A 686-nucleotide genomic window follows, 5' to 3' on the forward strand; every position below is an offset into this window, starting at 1 on the left:
CAGCAGGTCCGGGCCGCCGTCCCAGTCGAGGTCGTGCGGGGAGGAGGCGTTCTTGACGGCGGTGAAGCTGCCGGAGGCCTCCACGGCCGGGCCGACGCCGTTCTGCGGGCGGGCCGTGAACGACCAGTCGTACGCCCCGACCGCCGCGTCCTTGCCCATCTGGGAGCCGGCCGCGACCTGCGCCCAGGTGATGCCGAAGGTGTCGTCGCCGTAGTAGTACTCGCTGCCCGCGGACTCGCTGTAGAGGTGCAGCGTCTTCGAGAACGACTTGCCGGTCGCGCGGTGCGTGATCGTCAGGTCGACGTCGGCGTTCTCGCGGGACAGCTTCCACTTGAGCGGGATCGGGGAGGCGAGGTCGAACGGCTGCGGGATCTGCGCCCCGAGGTAGCCCAGCGCCACCGGGAGCCCGGTGTCGGCGACCAGCTCGGCGGTCGGCTTGCCGTCCGCGCCGAGGGAGATCCGGTACAGGCCGTCGCCGTGCTCGACGGTGCCGCCGCGCACGTACGCCGTGTGGTCGGGGCCGGGCTGGACGTACCCGTAGGCGTAGTCGAGGAGCTTGACCGTCTGCCCCGAGGCGAGGGACTTCGCGGTGAAGGGGATCGGCTTCTGCGTGTTGCCCGTGCCGTCGCCCTCCAGGGTCCCCCAGGTTCCGTACAGCTGCCACGAGTCCAGCAGGCCGGTGATCA

The 686-nt window shown here is 71.3% G+C and carries 1 pseudogene; it reads right to left on the minus strand.

Annotation, left to right across the window (positions count from 1 at the left end):
• Nucleotides 1-686 (minus strand): annotated as a pseudogene (locus tag IE321_RS41625) (hypothetical protein); the annotation flags it as partial.

It is taken from the genome of Streptomyces hydrogenans, assembly GCF_014656075.1.
In the GTDB taxonomy this organism is placed as follows: Bacteria; Actinomycetota; Actinomycetes; order Streptomycetales; family Streptomycetaceae; genus Streptomyces; species Streptomyces hydrogenans.